Consider the following 207-nt stretch of genomic DNA (forward strand, 5'->3'; position numbering starts at 1 on the left):
CGACGTCCACGTCGCCCACGCCGTCAATCTGGGCGATGGTTTGCGCCAGCTGGGTGGAGGCAAAATCGTACAGCTCGCCCTGGGAGTAGGTCTCTGACGTAAGCGTCAGGATCATGATCGGCGCATCGGACGGGTTGGCCTTGCGGTAGGTTGGACGGCTCGGCATGCCGCTCGGCAGCAGGCTTTGGGCGGCGTTAATCGCGGCCT

Annotated in this window: 1 protein-coding gene; it reads right to left on the reverse strand. The window is 64.3% G+C overall.

The window, feature by feature from the left end; genetic code table 11:
- The coding region (locus INF86_RS22220) for an efflux RND transporter permease subunit (protein ID WP_193543944.1) at positions 1-207 on the reverse strand (207 nt) is incomplete at both ends.

It is taken from the genome of Enterobacter cloacae complex sp. I1M, assembly GCF_014982425.1.
GTDB classification, from domain to species: Bacteria; Pseudomonadota; Gammaproteobacteria; order Enterobacterales; family Enterobacteriaceae; genus Enterobacter; species Enterobacter intestinihominis.